Annotated in this window: 18 protein-coding genes; 16 read left to right on the top strand and 2 right to left on the bottom strand. The window is 62.3% G+C overall.

What is annotated here, in order from left to right; all coding sequences use genetic code 11:
- Together ACWTV3_RS06670 and ACWTV3_RS06665 are read left to right on the top strand one after the other, a co-directional pair.
- Positions 1-1,017 carry a hypothetical protein gene (locus ACWTV3_RS06670; RefSeq protein ID WP_498477387.1) on the top strand — a complete coding sequence of 339 codons (1,017 nt, stop codon included), beginning with the start codon at positions 1-3 and terminating at the stop codon, positions 1,015-1,017.
- A 324-nt stretch (positions 1,018-1,341) separates the two neighbouring features.
- On the top strand, positions 1,342-3,672 hold the full coding sequence (locus ACWTV3_RS06665; RefSeq protein ID WP_498477386.1) for a DEAD/DEAH box helicase: 2,331 nt from the start codon (positions 1,342-1,344) through the stop codon (positions 3,670-3,672).
- 80 nt (positions 3,673-3,752) lie between these two features.
- Here the strand turns inward: ACWTV3_RS06665 and ACWTV3_RS06660 are convergent, their stop codons facing one another.
- A complete protein-coding gene (locus ACWTV3_RS06660) occupies positions 3,753-4,301 on the bottom strand; it encodes an NUDIX hydrolase (RefSeq protein WP_498477385.1) in 549 nt (182 codons plus the stop codon).
- A gap of 85 nt (positions 4,302-4,386) precedes the next feature.
- Between ACWTV3_RS06660 and ACWTV3_RS06655 the strand changes: the two genes are divergently transcribed.
- The 11 genes from ACWTV3_RS06655 (at position 4,387) to ACWTV3_RS06605 (ending at position 18,813) form a co-directional block, all read left to right on the top strand.
- Positions 4,387-4,611, top strand: coding sequence for a hypothetical protein (locus ACWTV3_RS06655; protein WP_498477384.1), 225 nt, complete (start codon positions 4,387-4,389; stop codon positions 4,609-4,611).
- A gap of 128 nt (positions 4,612-4,739) precedes the next feature.
- Positions 4,740-5,597 carry a tryptophan 2,3-dioxygenase gene (gene kynA / locus ACWTV3_RS06650; protein WP_498477383.1) on the top strand — a complete coding sequence of 286 codons (858 nt, stop codon included), beginning with the start codon at positions 4,740-4,742 and terminating at the stop codon, positions 5,595-5,597.
- Positions 5,594-6,802: an amidohydrolase family protein gene (locus tag ACWTV3_RS06645; protein ID WP_498477382.1), complete on the top strand. Its 1,209-nt coding sequence runs from the start codon at positions 5,594-5,596 to the stop codon at positions 6,800-6,802. Before kynA ends, ACWTV3_RS06645 begins: the two co-directional genes overlap by 4 nt.
- Positions 6,799-8,034, top strand: a complete 1,236-nt coding sequence (locus ACWTV3_RS06640; RefSeq protein ID WP_498477381.1) for a kynureninase — start codon at positions 6,799-6,801, stop codon at positions 8,032-8,034. The genes ACWTV3_RS06645 and ACWTV3_RS06640 overlap by 4 nt, the downstream gene beginning before the upstream one ends.
- A 6-nt stretch (positions 8,035-8,040) precedes the next feature.
- Complete coding sequence (locus ACWTV3_RS06635; RefSeq protein ID WP_498477380.1) at positions 8,041-8,895, top strand: PaaX family transcriptional regulator; 855 nt, start codon at positions 8,041-8,043, stop codon at positions 8,893-8,895.
- Between the two features lie 198 nt (positions 8,896-9,093).
- Complete coding sequence (locus ACWTV3_RS06630; RefSeq protein WP_498477379.1) at positions 9,094-13,284, top strand: ExeM/NucH family extracellular endonuclease; 4,191 nt, start codon at positions 9,094-9,096, stop codon at positions 13,282-13,284.
- A gap of 179 nt (positions 13,285-13,463) precedes the next feature.
- A complete protein-coding gene (cysK, locus tag ACWTV3_RS06625) occupies positions 13,464-14,402 on the top strand; it encodes a cysteine synthase A (protein WP_100388057.1) in 939 nt (312 codons plus the stop codon).
- A 57-nt stretch (positions 14,403-14,459) separates the two neighbouring features.
- Positions 14,460-15,029: a serine O-acetyltransferase gene (cysE, locus tag ACWTV3_RS06620; protein WP_498477378.1), complete on the top strand. Its 570-nt coding sequence runs from the start codon at positions 14,460-14,462 to the stop codon at positions 15,027-15,029.
- Between the two features lie 208 nt (positions 15,030-15,237).
- Positions 15,238-16,569 (top strand): ABC transporter substrate-binding protein, encoded by a 1,332-nt coding sequence (locus tag ACWTV3_RS06615; RefSeq protein WP_498477377.1) that lies wholly within the window; start codon positions 15,238-15,240, stop codon positions 16,567-16,569.
- 148 nt (positions 16,570-16,717) lie between these two features.
- The gene (locus ACWTV3_RS06610) at positions 16,718-17,851 is read left to right on the top strand and encodes a carbohydrate ABC transporter permease (RefSeq protein WP_498477376.1); all 1,134 of its coding nucleotides are present in this window, start codon (positions 16,718-16,720) and stop codon (positions 17,849-17,851) included.
- A complete protein-coding gene (locus ACWTV3_RS06605) occupies positions 17,848-18,813 on the top strand; it encodes a carbohydrate ABC transporter permease (RefSeq protein ID WP_498477375.1) in 966 nt (321 codons plus the stop codon). The genes ACWTV3_RS06610 and ACWTV3_RS06605 overlap by 4 nt, the downstream gene beginning before the upstream one ends.
- 18 nt (positions 18,814-18,831) lie before the next feature.
- On the opposite strand, the gene ACWTV3_RS06600 is transcribed toward ACWTV3_RS06605, so the two are convergent.
- Positions 18,832-19,710 carry an EamA family transporter gene (locus ACWTV3_RS06600; RefSeq protein ID WP_498477374.1) on the bottom strand — a complete coding sequence of 293 codons (879 nt, stop codon included), beginning with the start codon at positions 19,708-19,710 and terminating at the stop codon, positions 18,832-18,834.
- A gap of 62 nt (positions 19,711-19,772) precedes the next feature.
- On the opposite strand from ACWTV3_RS06600, the gene recQ reads away from it, so the two are divergent.
- The 3 genes from recQ (at position 19,773) to ACWTV3_RS06585 (ending at position 24,146) form a co-directional block, all read left to right on the top strand.
- Entirely contained in the window at positions 19,773-21,824 is a 2,052-nt protein-coding gene (gene recQ, locus ACWTV3_RS06595) for a DNA helicase RecQ (protein ID WP_498477373.1), read from the top strand.
- A gap of 295 nt (positions 21,825-22,119) precedes the next feature.
- The gene (locus tag ACWTV3_RS06590) at positions 22,120-23,013 is read left to right on the top strand and encodes an ABC transporter substrate-binding protein (protein WP_498477372.1); all 894 of its coding nucleotides are present in this window, start codon (positions 22,120-22,122) and stop codon (positions 23,011-23,013) included.
- Positions 23,014-23,192: 179 nt separating this feature from the next.
- The gene (locus tag ACWTV3_RS06585) at positions 23,193-24,146 is read left to right on the top strand and encodes a siderophore-interacting protein (RefSeq protein ID WP_498477371.1); all 954 of its coding nucleotides are present in this window, start codon (positions 23,193-23,195) and stop codon (positions 24,144-24,146) included.
- The last annotated feature ends 1 nt before the right edge of the window (position 24,147 follow it).

Here is a 24,147-nt window from a genome sequence, read left to right as displayed (position 1 = left end):
GTGGCGCCGTTGACTCTCGCAACCCACCTACTTTTCGCTCTGTTTCTCATTGCGGCGCTGGTCGGTGCCACCGTTTACTTTCTCGAGTACGTGGCGACGAGTGCATCCGAGATGAATCGTCAGCTCATCGTTGGAGTGATTGCCGCCGAACTCGTGATCGCTGTCGTCGCGGTGACGCTCGCCCGGTTCAACCTCGCAGTGGGAGCCGCGCGTTTCTTCTTCCTCTTCTTCGTTGTCTCTGCGGCATTGGCAGTACTCGGCACAGTGCTCGCCATTCTGTTTGATCAAGAACTGGCATTTGCCTATTCGACGATTCCGCAGCTCGCCAACTTGCCGTCCCTTGCCGTCGCCGCGGTGTTCGTTGCCCTCTCGATCGTGGTCTGGGTCAAAATAACCACTCAGGTCAGCAGCTTCGCGCACTGGCGCTCGAACGTGCTTACCGCGATGCGAACAGTCTTTCCGAACGGTCAGCGTGAGCGTCACTTTGCCGGTGAGCCCGTCATGATTGACGAGAACTCGGGGGAGCTCGAGCGCCGGCTAGCTGTCGCCGAGCGGTTGACGGCACCACTGCTCGAGCAGCTCATCCGTATGCCCGGCGTCACGATCGTTCAGGGCGTCGAAGTTCCGGGGTCGCGAACGGCCCACGTCGGGCACGCAGTTATCGCGGGCAACCAGATCGCGTTCATTGATTCCTTGCTCTGGGCACCGGGTGGCTATGTTCTGGATGCCTGGGGTCGAGTGGTGCGCGATGGCAAGATCGACGAACACATCAACGTCACCACCGCGATCGCCGCGCAACGTTTGGCTGCCGATCGACCTCAATTGGTGACCAAGTCGTGGGCTGTCGTGCATCGACTGGCGGATGCTCCGCTCACGATCGCGAGCGACCCGAATAATGCGGTGCGGCTCGTTAGCCCAGAGGAACTCATCCGCGAGGTCGGTGACTGGCTCGCCCCCGTCGGAGAGCAGCTCGACGTCTTCGCGCTGCAGTTCGCGGTCAACTCCCGCCTCAAATAGAGGATGCGCATCCGACTCGCTCTCGCTATCGAGTGCTTGATGCAGTAAAGTAGCTAAGTCGGCTCAAGACAGCGCGAAATCTCGCGTATGGGTTTGTAAGTCTTGCGGGCCGGTTTGCCAGTCCATCCAACTGGTGACAATCACACGAATGTATGTGACGGCCTCGGTCAAAGACTGCCCGGGTTCAGTAGTGCAGCGTACGAACACTCAAATCAATTGATGGCTAGCTAGTCAATCTTTAGCTAATTACATCGGCGAGTGTTGGCGTGCGCGCGTGCTCCACGCACTAGATGTGTTCCATCTAAGAACAACCCGGAAAGAACAATGCCTAAATTCAATAAGCCTGCCACCGGACGTGGCAACAAAGACTTCAACTCTGGCGCTCCTAAGCGCGGCGGTTCACGCAGCGAAGGTCACCGCGGCTACCGCGCCGACGAAGGCGATGCTCCTAAGCGTCGCTGGAGCGCGGATGACCGTGCCGCTCGCACCGGCGACCGTCGACCTGGGTCGGCGCGCCCCAACCGCGGCGACAGCCGTCCCGACTGGACTCCTCGTGAGAAGCCTGCCCGTGGCGGACGCCCCGAGTACGGCGACCGCAACGAGCGCCCCTCGTACGGCGACCGTCCCCAGCGCAACGAACGTGGCGCCTACGGTGACCGTAGCCAGCGCGACTCGCGCCCCGAGCGTGGCGGACGCCCTTCATACGGTGACCGTCCCGACCGCAACGATCGCGGTGCTTCTGCTGGTCGCGGTGAGCGTCCCTCGTATGGCGATCGTCCTGACCGTGGTGGTCGTCCTGAGCGTGGCGGTTACGCCGGTCGCAACGAGCGTCCCTCGTACAACGACCGTAATGACCGTGGTGCTTCTGCTGGTCGTAGCGAGCGTCCCTCGTATGGCGATCGTCCTGACCGTGGTGGTCGTCCTGAGCGTGGCGGTTACGCCGGTCGCAACGAGCGTCCGTCGTACAGCGACCGCAACGATCGTGGAGCTTCTGCTGGTCGTAGCGAGCGTCCTTCGTACGGTGACCGCCCCGAGCGTGGTGGCCGTCCCTCGTACGGCGACCGCAACGAGCGCCCGCAGCGCACCGAGCGTCCCTCGTACAGCGACCGCAATGACCGTGGCGCACGCCCCGAACGCTCAGAGCGCCCGTCGTACAACGATCGCGCCCAGCGCACCGAGCGTCCTTCGTATGGTGACCGCGGTGCATCCGCTGGTCGCACCGAACGCCCCTCGTACAACGACCGTGCCCAGCGTACGGAACGCCCTTCCTACAACGACCGCGCTCAGCGTTCAGAGCGTCCCGCTTACGGTGACCGTCCCGAGCGTGGTGGCCGTCCCTCGTACGCGGACCGCAACGAGCGCCCGCAGCGCACCGAACGTCGCGAAAGCTCCTACTACCCCAACCGTGATGAGAACTCGTCACACGAGCTGCAAGAAGATGTTGTTCTTGAGCGTCTCGAAGCCAAGGTAGTCACCGCCAGCGAGGTTGAAGGCAAGTCCTTCATCGACCTCGGTATCGGTTCGAACATCTCGCGTCAGCTCGCATCCATGGGTGCAGAATCGCCGTTCCCCATTCAGGCAGCCACCATCCCCGACGTTCTCGCCGGCAAGGATGTTCTTGGCCGTGGAAAGACCGGATCGGGAAAGACCATCGCTTTTGGCGCACCTCTCGTTGAGCGCCTGATGGAAAACAATGGCGGCAAGGACCGTCAGATGGGCCGCAAGCCGCGCGCCCTCATCCTTGCTCCGACCCGCGAGCTCGCTCAGCAAATCGACCGCACCGTGCAGCCCATCGCTCGCAGCGTTGGTCTGTTCACGACGACCATCGTCGGTGGCGTTCCCCAGTACAAGCAGGTTGCTGCGCTTCAGCGCGGTGTCGATGTCATCATCGCGACCCCCGGTCGTGTTGAAGACCTCGTACAGCAGGGTCGTCTCGACCTCAGCCAGGTGAAGGTCACTGTTCTCGACGAGGCAGACCACATGTGCGACCTCGGCTTCCTCGAGCCCGTGCAGCGCATCCTGCGCGAGACCAGCGATGGCGGCCAGAAGCTGCTGTTCTCTGCGACCCTCGACAAGGGTGTTGCCACGCTCGTCAACGAGTTCCTCGTTGACCCGGCCGTGCACGAGGTTGCGGGCGAAGACCAGGCTTCCTCCACGATCGACCACAAGGTTCTGCTCATCGAGCAGCGCGAAAAGCGTGCCATCATCCGCCAGCTTGCTGGTGGCGACGGCAAGACTCTCGTCTTCACTCGTACGCGTGCGTTCGCTGAAGAAATGGCTGACTACTTGGAGGACGCCGGAATTCCGGCCACGAGCCTTCACGGTGACCTCAACCAGTCGCGTCGTACCCGCAACCTGCAGCAGCTCACGAGCGGCCGAGTCAACGTGCTCGTCGCCACTGACGTTGCAGCCCGCGGCATCCACGTGGATGACATCAGCCTCGTTATTCAGGCTGACGCTCCCGAGGAGTACAAGACGTACCTGCACCGCGCCGGCCGTACCGGTCGCGCCGGCAAGGTCGGAACCGTTGTCACGCTCATCCCGCGCAACCGTCGTCGCAAGATGGAAGAACTCCTCGGCCGCGCTGAGATCGACGCAGAGTCGGTCGACGTAGCGCCCGGTGACAAGTTCATCGACACGCTGGCTGCGCTGTAACAAGCGCCCCGCTCGCTTGAGCATAAGAAGCCCCGGATGCCCCACTTACGTGGTCGGCAGCCGGGGCTTTTTGCGTGTCACTATGGCGAAGATCGTTGGCGCGGAGCGACGGCTGTCAATACAGCGGCCAGTCGGGCGGCGAAGTTGTCTGGCACCGCGGCGGGCAGCGCGGTGGTGGGGAACCAGCGAACGTCTTCGCTTTCGTCGCTTACCGCGATCTCGACATCCGGGGTGGCGAGGGCGACGAAACCGACATCCCAGTGAGCAGCGCACGAGAAGCCGCCGTGCAACTCGTGACGATCGAGATCGACGATTGCCTCGGAGCGCAGCGTGAGGTTCGCGATGCCGGACTCTTCCCGCGCTTCGCGCAGGGCGGCATCCGCGACGGAGGCATCCTGGGGCTCGAGGTGGCCGCCGAACTGCACCCAGAATTGTCCCTTGCGGTGAAAGCACAGCAGCACGCGCTCGAAGTCGGGCGAGAAAACGAAGCAGGATGCCGTTACATGCTCGGGGCCTCCCTCACGCTTGAACGCATTCACCCCGCCAGCAGTGGCGAAAGTTAGGTAGGAGTCGCGGCTGAGCGACGCAGGGAGGGAGTTAAGGTCGGCCAAGAACTCATCGACGATCACTCAGCCATTATCGGTTGTTGCCGGTGCTGTCTTGTGTCGTTGCGAGTTGCGGAGTTTTGTCAGGGTCCGGCCGTACTGTTCGAACATGACTTCTCATGACAAAACTCAAGACGAGCCGATGATGGATGGCGCTACCGAAGCTTCGGCGAGCGAAAAGCAGCAGGGAAAGACCGAGCAAATGGAGGCTGACGCAGTCCGAAACGGCGCTCTCGACGATGGTGCGCTCGAAGACGCCGCGCTCGAGGACAGCGTTCGCAGTGTGCGTGCGGTCGGCGAAGACCGAACAGCAGAGAGCGCAGAGAACGAGTAACACCGCGAATAGCGGGCGGTGGGCATTCCCTGTGCACTCGCGCTTACCCGGGCGCCCAATCAGGGCCAGTGAACACCGACAAGAACATAAGTGTGGCGGTCGTCGCAAAAGTGCAATAGGGTATCGGCATGTCGGATACCCACAGCGAGCGTGCCTTAGAAGACGAGATTGTCACCGACTTTAGTAAGCGGATGTCGTACGGCTCGTATCTGGAGCTCGACACGCTGCTGAGCGCGCAGACTCCGCAAAGCAAACCCGAGCATCACGATGAGATGTTGTTCATCATCCAGCATCAGACCACTGAGCTGTGGCTCAAGCTCGTGATTCACGAACTCATCTCCGCCCGTGCGCTCATCGCGAGCGACAACCTCTCGATGGCCCTCAAACACATAGCGCGCGTCAAGCACATTCAGCGCACCCTCACTGAACAGTGGTCGGTGCTCGCGACGCTGACCCCGAGCGAGTACTCGCAGTTTCGCGACTACCTGGGCAGCTCATCCGGATTCCAGTCGTACCAGTACCGCGCGGTCGAGTTTCTGCTGGGCAACAAGAACGCGGGCATGCTGAAAGTCTTCGAAGCGCATCCCGAAGCGCATGCTCTGTTGAGCAAGTTGCTGGCCGACCCGAGCGTCTACGACGAGTTCTTGCGCTACCTCAGCCGCCACGGCTACGAGGTTCCCGAGGCTGTACTCAACCGCGATGTCACGCGCGGCTACGAGCAAAACGACGAACTCATCGAGACCTTCCGTCACATTTACGACAATGAGAGCGAACACTGGCTCGCCTACGAAGCGTGCGAAGAATTCGTCGACCTCGAAGACAACTTCCAACTCTGGCGCTTCCGTCACATGAAGACAGTCATGCGCATCATCGGCATGAAGCGTGGCACCGGCGGCTCCAGCGGCGTCGGGTTCTTGCAGAAAGCACTCGACCTCACCTTCTTCCCCGAGTTGTTCTCCGTGCGCACCGAGATCGGCCGTTCGTGACCGCAGAACCAGAGTCAACACCAGAACCCGCACCTGCACCCGCGGCGCAGCCACACGCGGCGACCGGCCCGACCTCCGATCCTGCCCTCAGCGTCGACTACGCCGTCGACGCCTACTGGCTGCGGGGGTGGCATGGCCCCGCCACTGTGCGGGTGAGCCCCCACGGCATCCGCCCAATTTCGGATGCCGCGACCCCCACCGCAGTGCGTCTTCCGGGAGTGCTGCTTCCGGGCTTTCGCGACGCGCACGTGCACCTCGGATTGACCGAGCCGCGCGCTCTCGTGGCCGGCGGTCTCGCTGCCGTCGACGACTTGGGTGGGCATCCCGATCGCCTACGTGAGTGGGCTCACGACGATGCGGTGTCGGCACTGCGCTATGCGGGCGCATTCATTACGGCTCCCGGTGGGTATCCGAGCAAGCGAGCGTGGGCGGTATCGCTCGCGGTCGCCGAAGTCTCCACGGGCGAGGAGGCGATGGCGGCGGTCTCCCGGCAGCTCGCTGATGGCGCCACGTTCATCAAGGTCGCCCTCAACTCTGAAGATGGCCCGGTTCTCGATGACGACACCGTGAGCGCACTTGTGGAATACGCGCACAGCCGAGGTGTTGAAGTGGTGGCACACGTGCAGGGCGTCGGCCAGGCGAAACGTGCCTTCGCTGTCGGAGCCGATCGCCTCGCGCACACCCCGTGGACCGAGAAACTGAGCGACGCCCTGATTGAGGAGATGGCGCAACCGAACTCCCGCTTTCTTGCCGGTCGCCACTCGTGGATCAGCACTCTCGACATCCACGGTTATGGTCAGCGTGGCCGCGATTTCGCGACCGCAAGCGACAACCTGCGCCGCTTCCACGCCGCCGGTGGCACCGTTCGCTACGGCACCGATATGGGCAACGGCGACCTCCCGCCCGGGCTGAACGAGCGCGAATTGACAGCGCTGCAGGATGCCGGCGTGCGCTACGACGCTCTCTTGCGAGCGCTGTGCTTGCCCGGTTTTGGCAGCACCGTCAGTTACTTGCCGACTGTGCCGAGCGCGGATGCGAACCTTGCGGCGTGGCTCATGACCGCCACCGTGGTGACCGCCCGCGAACTGCTTCACCCCGAATTTGCTGCCAGCGCAGTGCGCATGGCCGCCGACAACCGCGGCGGCGACGATGCCGTTTCCGCCGTTACAACCCCCATCCCGACTACATGGAGGATCGACCTATGACCGACACGCACGCACCCCTCGACACGAGCGCCGCGGCTGCAGCAGAGCTAGATGCCTCCGATCCGCTCCAGCAGTATCCCGCCAAGTTCGTGCGCTCGGCTGAAGTGCGTGCGTACCTCGATGGCAACTCGCTCGGGCGACCCACGACCGCGAGTGCGGCCCGCTTGGCCGAGTTCGTTGACGAGCAGTGGGGCGGCCGCCTCATCCGTGGTTGGGATGAAGCGTGGTACGAACTGCCTCTCACCCTGGGTGACCGCCTCGGTGCCGCCACTCTCGGTGCTGCCCCCGGCCAGACCTTCATCGGCGACTCGACCACGGTGGTGCTCTACAAGCTGATCCGCGCTGGCCTCAGTGCCCGCCCCGAGCGCAGCGAAATCGTCATCGACACCGGCAACTTTCCGACCGACCGCTACCTGGTCGAGGGCATCGCGGCCGAACTCGGCAAGACGCTGCGCTGGATCGATCCCGCGAGCGATGGGGGAGTCACTGCCGACGAAGTGAAGGCCGTGCTCAACGAGAACACGGCTCTCGTCGTGATCAGTCACGTCGCCTACCGCTCGGGTCACCTCGCCGATATGCCCGGCATCACTGCCCTCGCCCACGAGGCCGGAGCACTCGTGCTCTGGGATCTCTGCCACTCTGCCGGCGTTGTCGAAACCGAACTCGATGCGTGGGGCGTCGACCTCGCCGCCGGCTGCACCTACAAGTACCTCAACGGCGGCCCCGGTTCCCCCGCCTTCGGCTACGTGCGCGCCGAGCACATCGAAGCGATGACGCAGCCGATCCAGGGCTGGATGGGCAGCAACAACCCCTTCGAAATGGGCCCCGGCTATGCACCGCATCAGGGCATCCGACGCTTCATCAGCGGTACGCCCTCAGTCGTCGGTTCGCTCGCGATGCAAGACATGCTCGGGCTCATCGAAGCGGCGGGCATCCCTGCGATCCGCGCCAAGTCGATCGCGCTCACCGAGTACGCTCTCGCGCTCGTTGACGAACTGCTCGTGCCGCTCGGCGTCACCGTCAGTTCGCCGCGGGATGCCGCCGAACGAGGTAGCCACATCACGATCGACCACGAGAGCTTCGCCGTCGTGAATGCGGAACTGTGGAAGCAGGGGATCATTCCTGACTTCCGTCGGCCCCACGGCATCCGCCTCGGTTTATCACCGCTCAGCACGACCTTCGCCGAGGTGCAGCTGGGCATCGAGGCCATTCACGAGCAGCTCACCAAGTAGCCGCGCGTGATTCTGGATGACTTCGACTCCCGCCCTGGGAGTGCGACCTCACTGCTGCGCACCTTTGTAGGCTCGCAGCTACGTCAGCTGGGTGGCTGGATCGCGTCGGCGCATCTCGTGCGCATCTTGGAGGCGTTAGGGGTGCCCGCGAACGGCGCTCGCAGTGCGATTGCGCGCGTGAAATCCAAGGGCCTTCTTCTGCCCGAAATGGTGAATGGCCAACAGGGTTACCGCGTCAACCTCGAAGCCGTGCCGATGCTCGAGAGCGGGGATCGCCGCATCTTCAGCTTCCGCCAGCAGCGCGAAGATGACCCGTGGTGTCTGATCTCGTTTTCGATTCCGGAGGCGCGCCGTGATGCCCGCCACCAGTTGCGGCGTCGCCTCGGCTGGATCGGCTGCGGCACCGTTGCAACGGGGCTTTGGATTTGCCCGGCTCATCTCAAAGCAGAGGTGTTGGGTATCCTCGACGATCTCGATCTCAGCGACTGCGCGACCCTCTTCATTGCGGGGCGCCCCGAAGCGAATCGATCGTTCGCGGATGCCGCGGCCGAATGGTGGGACTTAGACCGCTTGCGCGAATTACACGAACGCTTTCTCGCGCAGCACTCCGCTCTCGTCGGCCCGGCGTCGAGCGACGCCGAAGCCTTCGCGAGCTACATCCACGCTCTCGACCAGTGGAGGGTCATTCCGTACCTCGACCCTGGGCTGCCCAATTCGGCTCTGCCGGCGGACTGGCCGGGGCAAGCGAGCCTCGATCTCTTCGGTCGCATCTCGCGCTCCTTAGCGGCGCGGGCTCACGCTTTCGCGCGCGCCAGCAGCAAGTCACAGCCGGGAGCAGGGGTTCTCACGCGCGCACAATAACAACGGGTTACGCGCACATGAGCAATCCGTTTAAAACCTTGGAATGAGCTGTGGGCAGGGCTATCGTCTCAGATACCCCTGTTATGGGGTAGACCGTAGATTTCACAATTCATAAGGGGACTGCCCGCTATGTATCCACGAAGCAGCAGGCCAACGCGGCTGACGATCGGGGCTCTTGCCACGTCGTGCGCTATTGCGTTGACTACGATTACCGCTCCGGCCGCCCTAGCCGCCGAAGCCACCGCAACAATCGCCGACGTTCAAGGCACTTCAGCCGCGAGCACTATGGTCGGCGACACCGTCACCGTTGAGGGTGTTGTCACCGCTGACTACCGGGGGGCCTCTGGCTACCGCGGCATTGTCATCCAGACTCCCGGATCGGGTGGGGCAGACGACGCTACGCCCGGCGCCTCCGACGGAATCTTTGTCTACCTCGGCAGCGCGAACCCCGCCGTTTCCCTGGGGGACAAGGTCACCGCGACCGGCGCGGTCGATGAATACTTCGGATTGACCCAGCTCGGTTCGGGGGTGAGCGTTGAACTGGTGACCGCCGCCGCCGACCTCGATCCGGCTGACGCTGTAGAGCCATCCGCCCTTGACGCGAGTGTTGTCGGCACCGACCGTGAATCCCTCGAGTCGATGCTCGTCACCCCCACCGGCGACTACCTCGTCAGCTCGAGCCACCAGCTCTACAACTTCGGTACCCTCTGGCTCAGCCCAGAAGAGCTCGCCGTCAAGAGCACCGAGACGACGGATGCTGGAGCCGACGCCGCCGCGATCGCCGCCGCTAACCGTGCCAGCCGCATCCTTCTCGATGACGGCTACAGCATCCAAATATCTAACGGAGCTCACCCCGGTGAGCAGCCCTACTTCTCGGCCGACTCCGTTGTGCGCAACGGCGACACCGTCGAGTTTCCGGCCAACCCCTACGTTCTGAGCTACGGCTTCGACGACTGGCGTTTGCAGCCGACCGTCGCGATCAACGACGCGAGCCCGGCGGAATACCTGCCCACGTTCGAGTCCACGAACCCGCGTGAAGAGTCGGCTCCTGTTGTGGGTGGAGACCTCAAGGTTTCGGCGTTCAACGTCTACAACTACTTCACGACGCTCACGAGCGAAGATGCGGATGCGCGTGGCGCAGACACCGCTGAAGAGTTCGCCATTCAGCAGTCGAAGATCGTTGCGGCGATCAACTCGCTCGATGCGGATGTTGTTGGTCTCATGGAGATCGAGAACTCCATCAAGCTGGGTGGAGACCTCGACGAAGCGCTCATCGATCTCGTTGGTGCGCTCAATGCCGCCGCCGGCGCCGGAACGTGGGACTACGTTCGCACGCCCGCAGCGCTCGATGATGCAGCCATCACCGACTTCATTACGAACGCGATCATCTTCAAGCCGGCCGCTGTTACTCCCGTGGGCGACAGCTTCACGCAGGTTGATGAGACCGTGTGGGACATCGCGCGCGAGCCGATCGCTCAAACGTTCGAGTCCAACGGTGAACTGGTCACCGTGGTTGCGAACCACTTCAAGTCAAAGAGTGGATCGGGAACCGAGCCGAGCGACGGTCAGGGCTTCTTCAACACGGAGCGTGTTGAGCAGGCCAACGCCGTCAAGGAGCTCGTTGACTCGATTTCCGCTGACGACGCCAAGAGCGACAAGGTAGTTCTTGTTGGAGACTTCAACGCCTACTCCGAAGAAGACCCCATTCAGGTCTTCACCGAGGCGGGCTACGTCGACACTCTCGCCGCCGAAGGCGACAACGAGTACACCTACACCTTCGATGGTGAACTGGGATCGCTCGACCACATCATCGTCTCGCCCTCGCTTGCTGAGCACGTGACCGATGCTGCCGTCTGGAACATCAACTCGCCTGAGTGGTCCGACCGTGGCTATGCCTTTGGTGCGGCCGAAGCGGGAACAGTTTTCCGTTCGAGCGACCACGACCCGATCAGCATTGGCCTCAGCACTGAGGCTGCGCCGGTCGAGATCGAGATTCTCACCACGAACGACTTCCACGGTCGTATTGAAGCGGGCAGCGGCATCCCCGGCGCAGCAATGCTCGCGGGCATGGTTCGCTCGTGGGAGTCGCAGAACCCCAACACCACCTTCGTGGGTGCGGGTGACTTCGTTGGCGCAACGACGTTCACGTCGTTCATCCAGAACGACCAGCCCACGATCGACGTGTTGAACGAGATCGGGCTCGACACGAGCGCTTTCGGCAACCACGAGTTCGATCAGGGTCGTGCCGATGTTGACGACCGCATCCTGGATGCCGCCGACTGGCCCTACCTCGCAGCAAACCTCTACGACCGGGACACCAACATGCCCGCGTATGACGAGTACTTCCTGCAGGACTTCGAGGGCGTCAAGGTTGGATTCATCGGCGCTATCACCGAAGACCTCAACGAGTTGGTCAGCCCCGAAGGAATCGCCTCTCTCGAGATTCGCGGAGTGGTCGAAGAAGTGAACCGCGTTGCGGATTACCTCACTGACGGAAGCGACGCCAACGGTGAAGCTGACGTTCTCGTTCTGCTCATCCACGAAGGCGCGGCATCCACCGATATCGCTGCCTCCATGGATGACTCGGCGTTCGGTCAGATCGTCATGAACGTGAGCCCGGAGATCCAGGCCATCGTTTCGGGTCACACCCATCTCGCCTACGACCACGAGATTGCGGTTGATGGCATGGACGACCCACGTCTGGTGATTTCTGCCGGTCAGTACGGCTCGTACTACGGTCACTTCGACCTCAACGTCGACCCGGCAACGAAGGAGATTATTGACTTCGAGGCTGAGGTTCTGCCGATTGAGGGCTTCGAGCCGGATGCTGCAGTGCAGGCAATTGTCGACGACGCTACGGCCGCTGCCGCTGAGCTCGGCAACGCTACCGTCGGAGAGATCTCCGAGAGCATGTACCGCGCGGTGCAGTCTCCGACCGACGCAGCAGAGTTCCCCGAGAACCGCGGTGGAGAATCGACCCTCGGCAACTTCGTGGCGGATGTTCAGCTCTGGGCAGTATCCGATTCAGGTGCCGAGATCGCCTTCATGAACCCCGGTGGTTTGCGCACCGACTTGGTTTACGAAGCATCGGGTGCTGGCGACGCCGACGGCGAAGTCACATACCGCGAGGCTGCGAACGTGCAGCCATTCGGTAACACCCTCACGACGATGTCGTTGACCGGTGCTCAGGTCAAGTCAGTGCTCGAAGAGCAGTGGCAGCCCGAGGGTGCCCAGCGACCGTTCCTCAAGCTTGGCGTTTCGGAAGGGTTGACGTACTCGTACGACCCCACCGCTGCCCAAGGCGAGCGAGTGACCGCGATGTACCTCAATGGCAGTCCGGTTGACCTCACGGCCAGCTACACGGTGGTTGCTAACTCCTTCCTCGCGGCCGGTGGCGACAACTTCGCTACTCTCGCCGAGGGAACCGACCGTGCCGATAGTGGCCGCGTCGACCTGCAGTCCATGGTCGAGTGGTTCGAAGAGAACACGATCGCTGACCCGCCGCTAGAACAGCGCGCCATTGGCGCTGTTGTTTCGGCTCCGGATGCTGACGGCTACAACCCCGGGGACGACGTCACGCTCGACCTCTCGTCGCTCACCTTCAGCCGCGGCGGCTCAGACGCCACCACCGTTGAGGTTTCGGTTGATGGAGACGTGCTCGGTTCGGCAACGATCGACCGCACCATCGTCGACACCACGGATGAACAGGGTCGCGCAAGCGTGACCGTCACGATCCCCGCTGGCGTACCTTCGGGCACGCTCGCGCTGACCGTCACGGTTCCGGGAACGGATACCGCTGTTGTGGTTCCGATCGACGTCGCGACCACTGCTGAGGTCATCGAGAACACGAAGGCGCCGGGCATCCAGGGCAACGTGCAGGTCGGCAAGACGGTCAAGGCCACGAACGGAAACTGGAGCGTGAAGTCACCTGACTACAGCTACCAGTGGCTGCGCGATGGTCAGCCGATCGCTGATGCGACCGACAGCCGCTATCGCATCACGACCGACGACATCGGAACCGAACTGAGCGTGCAGGTCACGGCCAGCAAGGACGGTTACTCGGATGGCGTGGCTGTGTCCGACGCACAATCGGTGGAGAAGATCTCGTCGAGTGTTAGCTCGAGCCTCTCCTCGTGGTTCGTGTGGGGCAGCCGCTCCGTCACGGCGGATGCCACAGTCACAGTTGGTAAGGATGGCACGACCGCGGGCGAGGTGACCTTCTATGACGGTCGCGACGCCGTCGGCACGAGCACGGTAGACGAGCGCGGCGCTGCGTCGCTGACGCTTCCGAAGCTCAGCCGCGGTATCCACTTCATTTGGGCCGAATACTCCGGTAACGACACGGTGGAGTCGAGCTCAAGCTGGCCGCGACTGGTGTTTGTCTTCTAGATAACACCGGGCCACTAGCCCACTAATGCGAAGAGGGTCCCGCGCTGCGGGGCCCTCTTTCGCGTGTTGACCGTTACAGATTTATCCAGCTTGATGAAATAAATTTGGCGCGCTGATTGCTACTAACTATGGTGAGCAAGCTCCCATCGATCTCCGACCCACGAAGGAACCTCTGAATCATGGCTAGTCGTATCTACAAAAACATCACCGAACTTGTCGGTAACACTCCTCTCGTTCAGCTGAACGCAGTAACAGAGGGTGCTGGCGCTACGGTGCTCGCGAAGCTTGAATTCCAGAACCCTTCGGCCAGTGTGAAGGACCGCATCGGTGTTGCGATCATCGACGCCGCTGAGAAGGCCGGGGCGTTGAAGCCCGGCGGAACCATCGTGGAGGGAACCAGCGGAAACACCGGTATTGCGCTCGCCATGGTCGGTGCTGCTCGCGGTTACCGCGTTGTTCTTACGATGCCCGAGAGCATGAGCAAGGAACGCCGCATGTTGCTGCGCGCGTTCGGCGCCGAGCTTGTATTGACCCCTGCCGGCGAAGGTATGCGCGGCGCAGTCGAGAAGGCTGCCGAGATCGTTGCTAACACTGAGGGCGCTGTCGCCGCTCAGCAGTTCGCTAACGCTGCCAACCCCGCCATTCACCGTGCCACCACGGGCCCCGAGATCTGGAACGACACCGACGGAACGGTCGACATTTTCGTCGCTGGCATCGGAACCGGCGGAACCATCACTGGTGCTGGTGGGTTCCTCAAAGAGCAGAACCCCGAGATTAAGGTTGTTGCGGTTGAGCCCGAAGAGTCGGCCATCCTTAACGGTGGAGCTCCTGGCCCCCACAAGATTCAGGGAATCGGCGCCAACTTCGTGCCCGAGATTCTTGATCGCGATGTGTACGACGAGGTTCTCGACGTCAACATCACGCAGTCCGTCACCATGGCTCGCCGCCTTGCTGCCGAAGAGGGCATCCTCGCCGGTATCTCCTCGGGAGCCACCGTTCACGCGGCCCTCGAGCTGGCCAAGCGCCCCGAGAACGCCGGCAAGACCATCGTCGTTATTGTTGCGAGCTTCGGCGAGCGCTACCTGTCGACTCTTCTCTACGAAGACCTCGTCGACTAGTCGCTACTAAACCACCAGCACAACGCCGCTAACCACCACTAACGACGGATCTCCCTATTGTTTGCTCGAACTCGTGAAGATATTGCTGCTGTGCGCCGGCGCGACCCGGCTGCCCGCGGCTCTTTCGAGATTTGGCTCACCTATTCGGGAATGCACGCCGTGTGGGGTTACCGGTTCGCGCACTGGTTGTGGACCGCGCGGGCACACTTTCTTGCCCGCGTGGTCTCCCAGTACGTACGTTTCTTGACGGGCGTAGAGATTCACCCCGCCGCCCAACTCGGTCGTCGCGTCATCATCGATCACGGTTCGGGTGTCGTCATCGGCGAGACCGCCATCGTCGGCGACGACGTTCTCATCTATCACGGCGTCACTCTCGGCGGCACGAGTTCTGAGGGCGGCAAGCGCCACCCCACGCTCGGTAGCGACATTGTTGTGGGTGCCGGCGCCGCCATCCTGGGCGATATCACCATCGGTTCTGGCTCCGTTGTGGGCGCCGGTGCGGTTGTCGTTGCGGATGCTCCCGCCGATTCTCTTCTCGTCGGAGCCCCCGCTGTAGCGCGACCCAAGCGTGGCACCAAGGCCCCTCTCGATGACTTCGGCTATACCGATCCCGCGATTTACATCTAGCTCTCTCCTCGCAACGGGACCGCAATGTCTCATTCGTGTTGCGGTAGACAACTCTGTAGCGCAAGCGCTTGCATAACCTTGCGGTCGTCGTTTAGCGTAAGTCGTGAACACGCTCTCTCGCGCCGCGCGCGGTGAGCACGTTCAGAGCTGCAGTTGTTCCCCCGCACGCTGCTCGGCCTGCGGGCAAACCTCGACGAGGAGGATTTGTATGATTTCTCACAACTTTCGACGGGCCCTGCTGCCCATCGCCACGCTCGGCGTCGCCAGCATGGTTCTCACGGGCTGCGCATCGGGCTCTGGCGGCACAGGTGGCCCCGGCGACGCCGGTGACGCGGACGGCGTAGTCACTATCTACGGCACCATTGCTGACACTGAAGCGGAACTTCTCGAAGAATCCTGGGCGGACTGGGAAGAAGCGAATGACATCGACATTCAGTACGAATCGAGCAAAGAGTTCGAAGCGCAGATCAGCATCCGTGCTCAGGGCGGAAACGCTCCGGACATTGCAATCTTCCCGCAGCCTGGACTTCTCGCTGACCTAGCGTCGCGAGACTACATCCAGCCGGCGCCTGAAGGCGTCGCCTCCAACGTCGCAGAGTACTGGTCAGAAGACTGGGCTGCGTACGGCACAACCGGTGACACTCTCTACGGCGCACCGCTCATGGCCAGCGTCAAGGGCTTCGTCTGGTATTCGCCTTCGCAGTTCGCCGAGTGGGGTGTCGAAGTCCCCGAGACTTGGGACGAACTGCTCGCACTCACCCAAACGATCGCTGACGAGACCGGATCCGCACCGTGGTGTGCTGGCTTCGGTTCGGATGCCGCAACGGGCTGGCCCGGAACCGACTGGGTAGAAGACCTCGTGCTTCGCGAAGCTGGTCCCGACGTCTACGACCAGTGGGTTTCTCACGAGATTCCGTTCTCCGACCCCGCGATTGTCTCTGCGTTTGATTCCGTGGGCGAGATTCTCTTGAACCCCGACTATGTGAACGCCGGATTCGGTGACGTGAAGTCGATCAACTCCACGCCATTCGGCGACCCGGCTCGTGCCCTCGGCGACGGTTCGTGCGCGCTGCACCACCAAGCATCCTTCTTCGACGGGTTCATTCAGGACCCCAAGAACGGAAACGCCACGGTCGGACCGGATGCTGACATCTGGGCCTTCGTAACGCCGTCCGTTGAAGCCGGTGGCAACGCTGTTACCGGTGGTGGCGAGATCGTCGGAGCCTTCTCTAACGACGAAGACACCATCGCAGTACAGGAATACCTGTCGAGCGCCGAGTGGGCGAACTCTCGTGTAGCACTCGGCGGAGTCATCAGCGCCAACAACGGCCTCGACCCCGCCAACGCGAGCAGCCCCATCCTGCAGGAAGCCATCACGATTCTGCAGAACCCCGACACCACGTTCCGCTTTGACGCCTCCGACCTGATGCCGGGTGTTGTGGGTGCTGGATCGTTCTGGACCGGAATGGTCGACTGGATCAACGGCAAGTCAACAGAAGAAGTGCTCTCGACCATCGACGCGTCATGGCCGTCTGAGTAACATCGTCCAACGGTGAGCGTGGGCGGGATGGTATTGCCTCCCGCCCACGCTTTCTTTTCTCCCCCCTCGTGACGATTCCTCGGTAGAGTCGACACAGCAGAACTGCCAGTGAAGTGAAGAGTCCAGAGATGCACTCGAAAGGTCGCTAATGTCAGCTTTTCTCGCGTGGATAGCCACGCTTCCCGCGCTCGCTCAGATTCCACTGGTGCTGCTGGCGTTTTTCGCAGTCATCGCGCTGTTGATCTTCTTCATTGAGATTGCGCCCCGCAGCGGCCGCAAGTACACGATCATCCGGGCCGTGGCCTGCGTGCTTTTCCCAACCCTCATCTTCTTAGCGCTCGGCTCGGTCTACTGGGCCGCTGGCGCAGCAGCCGTGTTTGGCGGGCTGTTCTTCCTCCTGGACTACCGCTCGAAGCAAGGCGCCGGCTACCTCTTCCAGCTTGTGGGCTTCATGAGCCCGGCGATCTTCTTGCTCGCCATCGGACTCATCTACCCGACGATCCAAACCACGATCCAGGCGTTCATGAATAGCCGCGGAACACGATTCGTGGGCCTCGAAAACTTCATCTGGATCTTCACGCAAGACACCGGCATCCGCACCGTTCTCAACACTGTTGTGTGGGTGCTGATCGTGCCAACGGTCTCCACCATTTTCGGCCTCGCCTATGCCGTCTTCATCGATAAGTCGCGCGGCGAAAAGATCTTCAAGATTCTCGTATTCATGCCGATGGCAATCTCGTTCGTGGGAGCGAGCATCATCTGGCGCTTCGTCTACGCGGTGCGCCCGGCCGATCAAGAGCAGATCGGTCTCCTCAACCAGATTGTGGTTTGGATGGGCGGGCAACCGGTGGACTGGATCTCCAATTCACCGTGGAACACCTTCTTTCTCATCGTCGTGCTCATCTGGATTCAGACCGGTTTCGCCATGGTGATCCTTTCGGCTGCCATCAAGGGCGTTCCCGCCGAACAGCTTGAGGCTGCGGAGCTCGACGGAACCAACGCCTGGCAGCGCTTCATCAACGTCACCGTGCCGGGCATCCGAAGCTCGCTCGTCGTGGTGCTGACGACCATCTCCATTGCCTCGTTGAAAGTCTTCGACATTGTGCGCACCATGACGGCCGGTGCCAACGAGACGAGCGTTATTGCCAACGAAATGTATTCGCAGTGGCAAGGCTTTGAAGTGGGTAGGTCTGCGGCCTTCGCGGTCGTGCTGTTCATCATGGTGCTGCCGATTGTTGTGTACAACGCGAGACAGATTGCTAAGCAGAGGGAGATCCGATGACCGCGACAGTGCCCGCGAAGCTTCCACTGAACAAGAAGACGAAGAAGCAACTGGCCCGTGGTGAAAACGGTGCAGCCAAGCGCACCAAGAAGCGCCTCACGAGCCGCGGTGCGACGATTGCCGCGCTAGTGATCGCGGTGCTGTGGACGACGCCGACGTTCGGGTTGTTCGTCTCCTCGCTTCGCCCGCCCGAGGAGATTCTGCGCAACGGCTGGTGGACGATCTTCCAAAACCCCGGCTTCACTCTCAACAACTACACCGAGGTGTTGGCGGCCGGAAACAGTCAGCTCAATCTGGCTGGCGCCTTTATTAACTCGATCGCCATCACGTTGCCGGCCACGATCTTCCCGCTCGTGATCGCGAGTCTCGCGGCCTACGCCTTTGCGTGGATCAAGTTCCCCGGCCGCAACTGGATCTTTATTGGGGTCTTTGCGCTGCAAATCGTGCCGCTGCAAATGGCGCTCGTTCCGCTGCTCAGCCTGTTCTCTCGTGGGCTGTCGATCGGCGACATCGAAATTTTCTCGAGCCTCAACGCCTCGAACTCTTATTCGCAGGTCTGGATCGCTCACACGATCTTCGCGCTGCCGCTAGCGATCTTCTTGCTCCACAACTTCGTGTCGGAGATCCCTTCCGAGCTCATTGAGGCAGCGAGAGTGGATGGCGCTGGCCACGGCCAGGTCTTCTTCCGCATCGTTCTTCCGCTCACGATGCCGGCCATCGCCTCGTTCGCGATCTTCCAGTTCCTGTGGGTGTGGAACGACCTCCTGGTGGCGTTGGTCTTCGCCGACGGCCGAGTCGCGCCGATGACGAAACTGTTGGCGGAGATCACCGGTAGCCGTGGTCAGGATTGGAACCTGCTCACCGCCGGTGCCTTCATCTCGATCCTCGTGCCGCTCATCGTGTTCTTCGCGCTGCAGCGTTACTTCGTGCGCGGACTGCTCGCGGGCTCAACGAAGGGGTAGGCAGCAGAAAGTTGCGCGCTAGCCGCCCACCACGAGCAGCACGCTCGCGGTAATGCCGAGAGCGATGCCGACATACTGCAGCGGTGCAACACGTTCGCGCAACACAATCGCAGCCAGCAGCACTGTGCCGGCGGGATAGAGCGCAGTGAGCACCGCAATGACCGAAAGGTCGCCGATGCGCACGCCCGTGATGATCGCCATATTGGCGATCACGTCGAGAGTGCCGCCGATCATGGCGAAGTAGAGCCCGCGACGCCAGAGGGACGATCGGGCGGGAGCGGGCGCTCCGGCGCGTTTGCGCTTAGCCAGCCCTGCCAGTGCAAAGAACAACGAGAACATGAGCAGCGCATTGACGACGCGGTTTCCGACAACGGGGATGATGCCGGAGTCGTCGGGAGCGGCATCCAGAATCACAAAGAACAGACCGATCGACGCACCCGCGCCCACTGCCATGATCAGTGCTTTGGCGCTCGGTCGCACGGCGTCTTTCTCGGGAACGAAGCCGACGAGAACCACCGCGATGAGTGCAATCGGGATCGCAACGAGACCGAAGGCGCCGAGCGACTCTCCACGCAGTAAGCCGACGGTCACCGGCACGATCGCCGACATCACCGCGGTCACGGGGGAGAGGATGCTCATGGGGCCGATCGCGAGGCAGGCGTAGAGCAAACCGATCGCGACCGCGCTATTGACGCCTGCAATCGCTCCGTAAAGAACAGCTTCGGTCGACCACACGGCGGGAACGAACGGGAAGATCAGTACGAGGGCGGCGAGGCCAGCAAGGGCTCCGACAGCGGTGGCCAAAATGGGGCTAATTCGCTTGGCAGCAATACCGCCGAAGAAGTCAGCGGCGCCGAAGGTGAGCGCGCTCGAGAGCCCAAGAAATACGGTGAACATGGCGCCTGTCGCTATGGGGACGAATCAAGCCAATGGTAGTGGCTGCGCCTAGACTTCTCGGCATGGTGTCTGCCCAGTCTGTTCTTGAGTCCACGTTCGGTTACGACTCGTTCCGGGGGCAGCAGGGCGAGATTATCGACACGATTGTGCGCGGTGGCGATGCGCTGGTTCTCATGCCCACCGGTGGCGGTAAGTCGCTGTGTTATCAAATCCCCGCACTTGTTCGTGAGGGCACCGGCGTTGTTATATCCCCGCTGATTGCTTTGATGCAAGATCAAGTGGATGCTCTCGCCGCCGTGGGCGCGCGTGCCGAGTTTCTCAACTCCACCCAGTCCGCCGAAGAGCGCACTCGCGTCGAAAACGCGTACCGGGCTGGCGAGCTGGATTTGCTTTACCTCGCGCCTGAGCGCCTCCGCGTCTCGTCCACGGTGGCACTTCTCAAGCAGGGGCAGATCGGGCTCTTCGCCATTGACGAAGCGCACTGTGTATCGCAGTGGGGGCACGACTTTCGTCCCGATTATCTGCAGCTCGATGTGTTGCATGACCTGTGGCCGAGCGTCCCACGCATCGCGCTCACCGCGACCGCGACCGAAGCCACGCGCAAAGAGATCGCCCAGCGCCTGAAGCTCACTGACGCTACGCAGTTCGTCTCTAGTTTCGACCGGCCCAACATCCAGTACCGCATTGAAGCGAAGGCCCAGCCGCTGCAGCAATTGCTCACGCTGCTGAACACGGAACACTCGGGCGACGCCGGCATTGTGTACTGCCTCTCGCGGGCCTCGGTCGAGAAGACGGCGCAGTTCTTGGTCGAGAATGGCATCCCCGCGCTGCCGTATCACGCGGGGCTCGATGCGCGCGTGCGGGCCAGCAACCAGAGCCGCTTCTTGCGCGAAGAAGGCATGGTGATGGTCGCGACGATTGCCTTCGGCATGGGCATCGACAAGCCCGACGTGCGTTTCGTGGCGCACCTCGACTTGCCCAAGAGCGTTGAGGGCTACTACCAAGAAACAGGTCGTGCCGGTCGTGATGGCCTGCCTGCGACAGCGTGGTTGGCTTACGGCCTGCAGGATGTCATGCAGCAGCGCCGCATGATCGATCAGTCGGGTGGCGACCTGGCTCACCGTCGCAACCTGAGCGCGCACCTCGATGCGATGCTCGCGCTCTGCGAAACCGTGGAGTGCCGCCGCGTGCAGCTGCTCGGCTACTTCGGTCAAGAGTCCACGGCGTGCGGCAACTGTGACACCTGCCTGTCTCCGCCCGAGTCGTGGGATGGCACTGTCGCGGCCCAGAAGCTGATGTCCACGATCGTGCGACTGGAGCGCGAGCGCAACCAGAAGTTTGGTGCTGGCCACTTGGTCGACATCCTCATCGGCAAGACGACACCGCGGGTGACGCAGCAGCGTCACGACGATCTGGCGACATTCGGTATCGGTTCGGATGTCTCGGAGCAGGACTGGCGCTCGGTTGTGCGGCAGCTGCTCGCGCAGTCATTGTTGACGGTGCAGGGGGAGTACGGCACCCTCGCGATCACGCCCGAAAGCGCGTCGGTTTTGAGCGGCGGGCGCACGGTGAAGCTGCGCAAGGAAGCGCCGCGCAAGGCTCGCGGTTCGGGTTCAGGCGGAGGTGCCGCCAAGCGCAAGGTCATGACCGATCTGCCCGCCTCGGCGACCGACCTCTTCGAGAGTCTGCGCTCGTGGCGGGCCGGTGTCGCTCGCGACAACGGCGTTCCCGCCTACGTCGTGTTTGCGGATGCCACCCTGCGCGGCATTGCCGTAACCAAACCAGAGTCGCTGGCCGAACTCTCGGAAATCAGCGGTGTTGGCCAGAAGAAGCTCGACACCTATGGCGCTGCGGTGCTTGCGGTTGTCGCGGGCGGATCGGGTGAGACTGAAGCGGGAAGCGGTGCGGCTGCCGGTGCAGTGCCTGCGTTCGCGGCAGCGGCTCCCGCAGCTCCGGCGCGTCAATCGCGACCGGCGACTGCACGTCCGGCGGCTTCGCGCCCGGCCGCGTCACGCCCGGCTCCGGCCACAGCAACCCCGGTGCCCGGTGACGAAGACGACATCCCGTTCTACTCGGATGACGACGCTCCCTACGATGGTCCGCCTGAGTTCTAGAGGGGGGCTCGGCTTGCCCTCGCGCCCTCGACAGGCTCCGCTAGGTCACGACTTGGCAAATTGTTTCCTCTCGTTGTATCCGAATGCGGCTCGTTCACTTACTCTTAGCTGAGAAATAATCCACATCAATTAAGGGGCATCCTTGTCACACTCGGCGGCGCAAAGAACACGGTTAGTCGGCATCGGTCTGATCGCAATGATCGCTCTTAGCGCGTGCACAAGCGCCAGCGAGCCGCAGGTGACTTCGGCGCCTAGTGAAACACCCACCCCTGCTCCGGCCTTTCCTGTCACCCTCGTGCATTCCCAGGGTGAAACCACCATTGAGGCGCTGCCGGAACGCATAGCTTCGCTTGGCGCGCAGCACACCGATGCACTCCTCGCCCTCGGTGCCGTTCCAGTTGTGACCACTTACCCGCTGACGGCCCCGATTTATGAAGAGACCCTGACCCAGCTTGGTGCTGCGGCGCCAGAAGTCTTGACCCAAAACGAAGAAGTTGACGGCACTCTCAGTGCTCTCGCTGAGTTCGCCCCTGATGTGATTCTTGCCCCACGCCAAATTTCCCCTCTCAACGGCAACATAGTGCTCAGCGAGGGATATCTGCGGTTGACGGAGGTCGCCCCGACTGTCTATCCGACTGCTGAGGCGTTGGACTCAGAAGGCTATGAATCTGCGACAAGTTGGCGTGAAGCTCTCGTGCAAGTGGGCGCGGTGCTCGGCAAAAGTGCGGATGCCGCAGCCCAGCTCGAGTCGTTCGATGCCACCGTGGCCGCCTTGGCGGCGGAGCATCCTGAGTTCTCGGGCAAAACAATAGCTGTGACACGACCTGGCTCAGGCGGCCCCGTACTCGTGACGGCGACGTCTCCGGTGGCGCTCATCCTTGAGGCGCTCGGCTTCGCAGTCTTCGATCCCACGACGATCGAGAGTGACGCAAGTGGTGATGTGGTGTTTTTCGAGCCTGATCAAGCAGCGCTCCTCGACGTCGATGTTCTGATCGTGAGCGACGATGAGGGTGGGCAAACAGACACTATTCGCGGGTACGGCGACAGCCCCACCTACGCCAATGGAACAGTGGTCCATTTTGGGCAGATGGATCAAGCCACGCAGAGCGCGCTCGCCGCGCCCACGGCGCTCACCGCTCCCGCAAGTATCGAGGCCTTCGTGAGCCAGCTAGCTGCGGCGCTCAAGTAGCAACCTCTCGCGTTCACGCGCGACAAAGGCCCCGCCGACGTATGCGTCGGCGGGGCCTTTGTGTCTGCGCCCCGGACTCGCTGGCGCCTCGCTTTCGCGGAGCAAACGCGATCGAAAACTGCAGAAGAGCCGCGAAATCTAAACTGTTCGTCTCAGGTTAGGTATGCCATACTTAGGCAATGCTTACCTTAGAGCGCGAGATTGCGAAGGATGCCCGACCGGGCTATCGACCATTCGCCGCCCGCGTTGAGCGCATCCGCGAGCTTTCGCCCCACTTTAGGCGCGTCACTTTCACGGGCGCTGAGTTCGAGACCTTCGGCACGGACGGCTTCGACCAGCGCATCAAGATCGTGTTCCCGTTGCCGGGCATCGGCCTGAGCGACGTTGGCGCTCACGATCCACAGACCATCGCGGAGGGCACCTGGTACGCCCGCTGGCGTGCGCTGCCCGACGAGGCGCGCAACCCGTTCCGCACCTACACAATCCGTGCCGTGCGACCAGAGCTCCGCGAGCTCGATGTTGACATGGTCTTCCACGGCGCCAATGGTCCCGCTGGCCGATGGCTCGAAAGTGCAGCGGTCGGCGACGAGGTCATCATCGTCGGGCCCGACGCCGCGAGCATCCACTCGGGCATCGGCATCGACTGGCACCCCGGCCCCGCCCGCACCGTTCTTCTCGCCGGCGACGAGACCTCTGCGCCCGCCATCTGCAGCATCCTCGAGCACCTCGACGCCAGCGTGCAAGCTCACGCATTCATCGAGATTCCGGATGCCGCAGACCAGCCGCCGCTGAACCTCCCCAGCAATTGCCACGTCACGTGGCTACCGCGGGGAACGCAGCCCGCAGGCTCCGCGCTCGACCCCGCCGTTCGGGCGTGGACGAAGGCCAACGCCTCGCTGGTGTTGCCCGCACTCTCGCCGGCCGCGCAACCGCTCGGTGACATCGATGTGGACACCGAGCTTCTCTGGGATTCGCCGGGCGAAGCATCCGGAACACACTTCTACGCGTGGCTCGCTGCCGAGGCCTGCGTCATCAAGATGCTGCGTCGTTTTTTGGTGAGCGAGACGGGCGTTGACCGCAAGCAGGTGGCGTTCATGGGGTACTGGCGTCTTGGCAAGTCCGAAGCACAGTAGC

It is taken from the genome of Salinibacterium sp. AL4.1, from assembly GCF_059767305.1.
This window is presented reverse-complemented; position numbering and strand designations above follow the sequence as displayed.